Source organism: Rhodococcus sp. (in: high G+C Gram-positive bacteria) (assembly GCF_049286785.1).
In the GTDB taxonomy this organism is placed as follows: Bacteria; Actinomycetota; Actinomycetes; order Mycobacteriales; family Mycobacteriaceae; genus Rhodococcus_F.
This window is the reverse complement of record NZ_JBAQEO010000724.1, coordinates 1-7,880: the sequence shown is the minus strand read 5'-3', so window position 1 is coordinate 7,880 and position 7,880 is coordinate 1. Positions and strand designations below refer to the sequence as shown.

The window sequence follows — 7,880 nt, the reverse complement described above, 5'->3', positions numbered from 1 at the left end:
CGTGTCGACAACGACCAGTTCAGCGGTTCGGACCACGACAATGACACCTCCCCGGTCCACAACACCTGCCCCGGCGACGACCACAACAACGGCTCCCGCTCCCGTACCGCTGGTGCCTCAGGTGGAGACGAGTACGACCACGGAGTACACCCCACCCCCGACGACTCAGCAATCGCTCGAGTACTCCTGTAGTGACGCCGATTGGAGGGAAGCGATGGGCGCCGAAGGCGACGCCTTGTGCGGCTCGACGTGGACGCCCTACAACCAGCGCACGACGGAGTACGCCCCGCCGCCAGTTCCGACACGCCAGCAATCGAGTGGCACTGTGCATCCCGGTTCGTTCTGTGACACGCCGGGGGAGACCGGAGTCACCACGAAGGGCACTCCGATGATGTGTGGTATCGGCTCTGACGGTGAGTACCGTTGGAAGTCAGCGAACTGAGTGTGTCTCCTATCGGAGAAAGTCCCTCGACGACATTTGGAGTCGTGTCACGTACCGAGTACCTGTCCGACGCCCAGTGGGCGCTGATCGAACCGATGCTGCCCTCCTCCGACGGACGCAGTGGGCGTCCCTTCCGGAACAACCGCAAGTTGGTCGAGGGCGTTATCTACCAATCCCAGGCCGGCGTGGCGTGGCGGGATTTCTGCTCCATCAGCGCCGGAGGCGAAGCGGGGCCGGCGATCTCAGCGCGAAGGGATATTCCAGATGCAGGGAAGTGATATCGACGGTCGGGCGTACGGGCCTGTTCAATGCTCAACGCAGGGCCAACTTCGTTGCTCGGTGTGTCGTTCGAATCTCCTTCGATGGTGTCATGGGTGATAGGTGCTTGTCGACGGTGGTTTCGTACTCCATCGCCGATGTGCGAACGTTGCGACGAATGTCAAGAAGCCGGTATTGGAGACCTGCCACGAAGTGTTTAAGTCGCAAACCAATAACCAACATGGTCCCCGGCTACGGCTGTCCGCGTTGGATCAAACACTCCGTGCAAAGCTGATGCCATGGTGATCCGAATTCCCGAGAACCCGCGTCTGGTGAACGGTGCCGAGGAGTCGGTGTGGAGAGCACTTCTTGGTCAGCTTGGCGATGGCGACTTGGTGGTGGCCAACCAGCGGGTCACCGACCGGCTCAAGGACCACGAGATCGACTTCGTGGTCGCGCTTGAGGGTTACGGGATCGTGTGCCTGGAGGTGAAGGGCGGGCAGATCTGGCACGACGGCACCGATTGGTACCAAGAGCAGCGAAAAGGGCCCACAATAATCAACCCGGTCCGGCAGGCGCGAGATGCGCTTTACGCCCTTCGGAGTTACGTGGAGGCCGATCCGCGGTGGAGTCAGGGACGGCTCCGTTGGGACCACGTGGTGGTCTTCCCGAACGCGGAGATCGCCGACGACTTCGGCCTGCCGGAGTGCCCGCGCTGGAAAGTGATCGACCGCACCGAGCTCGACCAGGTGGTGCCGCGACTGCAGCATGTGCTGGCCGAGCAGCAGCTTGATCGGCCGGCGTTGTCCGCCGATGGGGTCGACCAGCTCACCACGGTGCTGTCCGGGCGTGGACTTCCGCAACGCGACGTGGTCGCACGGGCGATCGCGAACGAGGACGCCGCCGACGCTCTCACCGCTCAGCAGGCGGTGATCCTCGACGCGATCCGGCTGCTCAACCGGGTGGAGGTGAGGGGCGGCGCCGGAAGCGGCAAGACGTTCCTCGCCGTCGAGCAGTCTCGCCGGTTGGCGAAGCAAGGGAAACGGGTGGCACTGATCTGCTATTCGCACGGGCTGGCGTCCTATCTCGAACGGTTGACCGCCACGTGGTCGTACAAGGAGCGTCCGGCATACGTGGGCGAGTTCCATGCGCTCGGTCAGAGGTGGGGGGCACCCGAGGGCCCGGACGAGAGCATCCGCAACACCGATACCGTGCAGTTCTGGGAACACGACCTGCCGCGCCACATGGCGGAGCTGGCGTCGGAACTGCCTCTACGGGAGCGCTTCGATGCCGTCGTGGTCGATGAGGCGCAGGACTTCGCCGACGACTGGTGGGGGCCACTGCTCGCGGCGTTGCGCGACGAAGAGAACGGTGGAATCTACGTCTTCAGCGATGAGGGCCAGCGGGTGTTCGACCGGCAGGGTGTGCCTCCGGTGCAACTGGTTCCGTTGGTGCTTGATCACAATCTGCGTAATACCCGCCAGATTGCGGATTCGTTCACACCGTTGGTCGGGCAGCGAATGCGTCTGCTCGGTGGGGACGGTCCGGAGGTTCGATTCGTGCCTTGCAAGGCGGAAGACGCGCTGGCGGTGGCCGATGACCAGATCGATTCGTTGATGGACGAAGGGTGGCGTCCCGAGGATCTGGCATTGCTTGCCACAGGCAGCCGGCATCCGGAGCAGGTGAGCCGGCAGTCAGAAGGCAACGCGGCATATTGGGACAGCTTCTGGGATACCGAGCAGGTGTTCTACGGGCACGTGCTCGGATTCAAGGGGCTCGAACGCCGTGCTGTCGTATTGGCACTGAACGAGAAAGTGGCGCAGGAACGCTCACGCGAGAGGCTGTATGTGGGATTGTCGCGGGCGCGGGATCAGCTGGTGGTGTGCGGGGATCCGGACTTCATCCGTGAGGCCGGGGGAGCGGAGCTGGCGAAGCGGTTGGGCTTGTGAGGTTCCTTCTAGAACCTTCTCCTGGTTCTTGGCGAGGCCGTGTACCTGCCGGGCTCGGAGACCGGTTGGTCTGATCGAGTTCTATTTGGTAGGGGTACATACGATACGCCCGCTCGGTTTCCGAGCGGGCGTTTGCGTGCAACAGCTTGTTCCGGCCGCTTGTCGGGGGTCGAGCGTACAGTCGTCACCAGCTTCACGAGATGCCGTCGACAAGCCCCGACTTGGCGGCACGCCAACCCCACGCTCGAGGGTGGCTCGGGTGACGAAGCGGCTTCCGCCGACCGGTGGGAGCAGGAGCGCCCGCCCTGTGGGCGGTACCCGAGGAGTCGTCATGACCAACCGATCTGACCGCATTCCCGCTGTCGATCACGGCTGCAAGCTCTACACCCCCGGACATCAGGTGCATTGGATTCAAGCACGCAAGTCCTGGGCGAGAGACACATTCGTATTACCTGTCCGGTCGTTCGTGGGGAACGACGGAGTGGTGATCACCGAGTTCGACGGAAGCAGACTCGAACACCGAAACCATGAGCCCGCCCGCTTGGCCGCAGCCTTGGACACTTCGGTCGGGTACGCCGAGTGGAGGCCCCAGTGGCACGTCCTGGCGGTGCCGAACGAGCGCGGCTACTACCTGTTCTGCCTGGCTGCGCCAGACCAGTGGTCCGACTGCGTGCGCCGCGATCTTGCTGATGGATGACGCCTCAACAGCCACGTGGGAAGCGCTCCGGTTGCCGTTGAGGTCCGCCAAGTGGAGGCGACGGTGTGTCCGCGGAGTTCGACGGGCAGTTCGTTCGAGTCCGTAAGTCGCCGGACACACGTGTCCGAGACTCAGTAACTACCTGGCTTTCTCAACCTTCCTGGGCACCCCTGACGGTGGCCCGGTCGCCTTGAGCTTGGTCGCGGCGTGCGAGTCTAGATCGATACCTGTCCTAACCGTCGGCTACTGTCGTTCTGTTGCGGCGGGAAGGCTGAGTACGTGAAGGAACAACCGGTGGCGGACATACCTGGAATTGCCAACGTCGTGGCACCAGATTTTGATACGCGTTTGCGTAGCGAGGCCATGAAATTCCTGGCAGTCCGCACGAATGATGGTCTCGATTCGATCAGTCGACAAGAACTTCTCGACTTCACCATCGACGGTGAGATGTTCCGTTTGATGGATCCCACTCGCGGTATTCGCAAACCACGTCAGCTCGCCTCCGCGCTGTCAATCAGCACCACGTACCGTCCTGCTGGTGAAGACCGACCGTACGAGGATGCAGTCGGCGTGGACGGGTTCCTTCGCTACAAGTGGTCCGGGAAAAATCCGGAGAACATGGACAACCGCGGCCTTCGTGCAGCGATGGAGTTGAAGGTTCCGCTGATCTGGTTCTACGGCGTGGGCCCGAGTCGCTTTCAGCCGATCTACCCGGTCTTCATTGTCGCCGAGGAACCCGAGCAGCATCAGTTCGTTGTTGCAACGGAAGTGGCGCGCGATTTGCACCGGACGGAGTCGCCTGTTGAGGAACATCTCCGCCGATACATCGTGGCGGAGACCAAGCGGCGATTGCATCAGCCTGTCTTCCGGTCCACCGTGATGCGCGCGTACGACACCCGATGCGCGGTGTGCGCGCTTGGGCATAGTCAACTACTGGACGCGGCGCACATCGTGCCGGATTCCGATGATGGCGGAATTGCGTCTGTCCGAAATGGACTGGCAATGTGCAAGATTCACCATGCGGCGTTCGATGCACGCATTCTGGGTGTTCGCCCGGACCTTGTGGTCGAAATTCGACAAGACCTGCTCATCGAGATCGACGGGCCGATGCTCGAATATGGATTGAAAGAACGGCACGGCCAGACGCTGATGGTGATTCCATCGGTGCGGGCAGAGCGACCGGATCGGGAATTGCTCGAGCAGAGTTACGAGGGGTTCCGTTCAGCGGGGTAGCACCCAACTGCTGACAGCGTCGGCGGCGCGCATTCTTCCGTATGCAGTTTGGTACGTCCGAAGTCGGTGCCAGGTCCGTGAAAGCTGATGGAAATATGCCGTCTGACCCGAGGATCCAGACGGCATTCGCTCCCGATGCCCATTCGATATTCATCGCTTACGGACTCTGCGAAGCAGAAGTCCAATCGCAGCTCTCGCAATGCCGGCGCAGGGCGTCGCGATCCGGGTGATGACTCGGGTTCGCTGGAAGTCGTAAGGGCATACCGTGGTGACTGCCGTACTCGGTGTGGATCAGGGTGGGCGCGACCTGGATCCGCAAGTACGCGTCGACGGTGATGCGTTGGAGGTCGAACAGGGTGTGAATATCGGCCCGGAGTAGCAGGCCGTTGGTCACGTGGTTGGTGTGGTCGCCGTAGTAGCGGTCGATATGTGCGGCCTCCAACACGGCGAGAACCTTGGACCCAGTGATCGCGCAGGCGCCGTCGAATGCGTCGATCAAGGAGTCTCGGAACTGCCCTTGTCCGCGCCGTATCGCGATGTCTCGCTGCGCATATTTGCGGAGGTCGTCGCCTGGCTTGTAGGTGGTGAGACCACTGGCGAAAGCCTCGTCGGATTTGATTGCCCCCTCGAACAATGCGCGTAGGTAAGCCTGTCCCTTGGGGTCCTTCACTTCGATGCGACCATTACTCGCCGGAACGGTGATTCCGGTGGCTGCAGCCATCTCCTTCCACGGTGGTTGCCTCAGGGGTGCGGAGCTCTGCGCCTCCAGGGCGAAGCGCCACCGGTATCCACCGGTTGTCACGTCGTGCCAGTGCGCAGGTGGATGGGAAGCCGTCAACTCGAAGGTTGCGGAGGTTGCTCGTGCCCATCCGATGAGACCCGTGCCCGACATCCAGAAGAAGATGTCATCGTCCGGTTCGATCTTGGTGCGTGGCCGCGTATCCCAGAAGCCATCCTTCTGCGCCAGGTCCCAGTGATCGGGGTAATCCTTCGATATGACCAATACCCATGCAGTCAACGCTCATGCGCCTATCCGGTATCGCGCCGGGTAGAGGCATGTCCTGAAAAGGAAGCCTGTCGGGCCGTGCTCGTGTGTGTCGTGTCGTAGTTCGGTCGTGCTCTGTCAGACTGTTTCGTTCACCAGATCCTGTAGCGCATCTCGTGTCTCCGCGTCGGTGGAGTAGATGACGGTACCGATCATCCCGCGGGTGAGGAGCACCTTGTAGACGTTGCGGACCAACTTGTCGAACCGCACGTCGCCGATCTTCTTCGAATTCCGCATGTCGGGGTCCCGGTTCGCGGCGCGGACAGTCTTGAACCTGCCATCCCGCCACACCAGGTCAGGACCGATAATGACGCCGTTCCAGTCGTATTCGAAGCCCTGGGCCGTATAGACGCATCCGACCTGATCGAAACCACCATCCTCGGTCGCCCACAATGGCGCGGGCGGCGCGTCGCCGATACGCCTGTCGCTCTTGCTGTTCCAAGGCCGCGCCCAGTTGCCGATCTGAACATCGGGTACGAGAGATCCGTCCTTGTGAGCGTTACTCCATGGCCAGCAGTATCCAGCTGTCATGCGTGCCGAGTAGCCACGGCCCTGCTGCTGGGCGAGGAGGTGCTCGAGTTCCTGAGGAGTGTCGGCCACCCGGACCGCGAATTGCGGATCGCCCTTCCACTCATAAGGGCCACCTTCCTCGAGGCCCAGTAAGCGTTTGACCCACAGCACGTACTCCTCACTGCCACCACAGCGGAACTGTTCTCCGAGGTGCACGTGCTGCGTTTCGAGACCGAGTGTCTTGGCATGGCGTTGGATCTGCTCGAGTGAGCCCATTTCACCAGGCCGGACCACTTGGTGTTCGTCGAGCAAGAACACCGGAACTCTGGCGGCGGCGATCAGTTCGTCGATCTGCGGGCGGTCGGTTCGTAAGTCGGCTTTGGTGTAACGGTCGACCGACGTTTCGCGGATGCGGTGTGCCTCGTCGAGGATGAGAACGTCGAGTCCGTTGCGTTCGGCCGTCATGAATTGGTTGAAGTACTTGAACATTTTTTGCACTCGAGGCGCGCGGGCGCCGGCCACCTTGCGAAGGGTCTGCGTGAACGAGCGTGAACCTGTGGCATGTATGACCGTCCGACCTCGCCTCGCCAGCTCGCCGACGAGGGAAAGCGCGATGACGCTCTTACCGCTGCCGGGACCACCGGTTACAACGATGATTCGCTTCGTGTCGTGTGCGCGGGCCTGCTCAACTGTATGGAGCACAAGATCGACGGCCAGCTGCTGTTCACCGAGCAGGTGGAACTGCGGTCGGTCGCGCACTTCGGCAGCCGCAACTTTGAGCAGCTGCTGGGACGGTGCGACAGCCGAACGAATGAGCGTGTCGCCCGCAGTGTGGCCGGCGTTCGCTGAGAGGCGGCTCTTGAGGAACGTGAGCATATCGCCGCGGTCTGCAGCGGTGAAGAGGCGAGCAGTGGTGCTTGCGGGGAAGGCTCGCAGGTCTGCGACTGCGCCGGCATCGGTGGCGTTGTGAAGGTACGCGATGCCCGCGAGTGCGTCGGGTTGGTCGGCGAGGGCTTTCGCGAAGTCGGCAAGATAATCGCAGTACCCCTTCACCTGAGCGACGGGGTGCAGCTTCGGTCCGCCAGGCATGCCCGGGACTTCGACGAGCTCGGCGCTGTCCTCAAAGTGCGTGGCTGCTGACCACTGTTTGAGTTCGACCACCACATATGACGGCGCACCGGTATCGGGGTGTGTTCCCGCGAGTACGACGTCAGCGCGCTGCGACGTCAGTGGCAGGTGGTATTCGACAAGCATCTCGACGCCACCAAGACCTGCGTCGACCAGGTCGCGAGCCAACACAGGCAGACTGCGGCTCCAGGACTTCTGTTCGGATTCGCTGGCGCGGTGACCCGTGCGAAAGAGCATCTGTTCCAGCAGCTGCTCAGCGAGCGACTCGGGATGAGCCATGCCGACAATTCTGTCGGCTGAAGTACGAAGCAAGGTCACAGTGGGGTCCCCCGGGCAGCACGAATCCAGTCGTGCGGGTGGGGGCATGTCCGTGGCTGTGGATCACAGCGGAAGTCCGTCGGGCCGCATGAAACAGGTTAGCGGAGGGTCAAGTCCCAGGGCGTCCGTGTACGAGTTTGTCGCGTGACTCCTCTGGGGTGGTTATGCGGTTAGACGCAATACCGTTCAGTTAGAGGGTTGTGCGGTATCGTGTCGGCGTGCCGCGTAGTGGATGGGTGAAGCCGGAGTCGGATCGTCGGCTGTCGGATCTAGTGTCGGTAGGGTTGCTGACCAGGGTGT

General features: G+C 62.0%; 7 protein-coding genes and 1 riboswitch. Of the genes, 5 read left to right on the top strand and 2 right to left on the bottom strand.

Annotation, left to right across the window (positions count from 1 at the left end; genetic code table 11):
- From WAW17_RS26235 to WAW17_RS26215, 5 genes are all read left to right on the top strand, one after another.
- Positions 1–192, top strand: a 192-nt coding sequence (locus WAW17_RS26235) for a hypothetical protein (RefSeq protein WP_422335795.1), incomplete at its 5' end; no start/stop codon positions are given.
- A gap of 294 nt (positions 193–486) precedes the next feature.
- Positions 487–720, top strand: coding sequence for a transposase (locus WAW17_RS26230; protein ID WP_422335794.1), 234 nt, complete (start codon positions 487–489; stop codon positions 718–720).
- Between the two features lie 279 nt (positions 721–999).
- On the top strand, positions 1,000–2,649 hold the full coding sequence (locus tag WAW17_RS26225; RefSeq protein ID WP_422335793.1) for an NERD domain-containing protein: 1,650 nt from the start codon (positions 1,000–1,002) through the stop codon (positions 2,647–2,649).
- 191 nt (positions 2,650–2,840) lie between these two features.
- Positions 2,841–2,952, top strand: a riboswitch (SAM riboswitch).
- A 28-nt stretch (positions 2,953–2,980) separates the two neighbouring features.
- A complete protein-coding gene (locus WAW17_RS26220; RefSeq protein ID WP_422335792.1) occupies positions 2,981–3,346 on the top strand; it encodes a hypothetical protein in 366 nt (121 codons plus the stop codon).
- A 279-nt stretch (positions 3,347–3,625) separates the two neighbouring features.
- On the top strand, positions 3,626–4,579 hold the full coding sequence (locus WAW17_RS26215) for an HNH endonuclease (protein ID WP_422335791.1): 954 nt from the start codon (positions 3,626–3,628) through the stop codon (positions 4,577–4,579).
- Positions 4,580–4,736: 157 nt separating this feature from the next.
- Here WAW17_RS26215 and WAW17_RS26210 read toward each other — a convergent pair whose 3' ends face one another.
- On the bottom strand, positions 4,737–5,597 hold the full coding sequence (locus tag WAW17_RS26210) for an HNH endonuclease (protein ID WP_422335790.1): 861 nt from the start codon (positions 5,595–5,597) through the stop codon (positions 4,737–4,739).
- Positions 5,598–5,702: 105 nt separating this feature from the next.
- Positions 5,703–7,580: a DNA/RNA helicase domain-containing protein gene (locus tag WAW17_RS26205; protein ID WP_422335789.1), complete on the bottom strand. Its 1,878-nt coding sequence runs from the start codon at positions 7,578–7,580 to the stop codon at positions 5,703–5,705.
- Positions 7,581–7,880 lie beyond the last annotated feature (300 nt).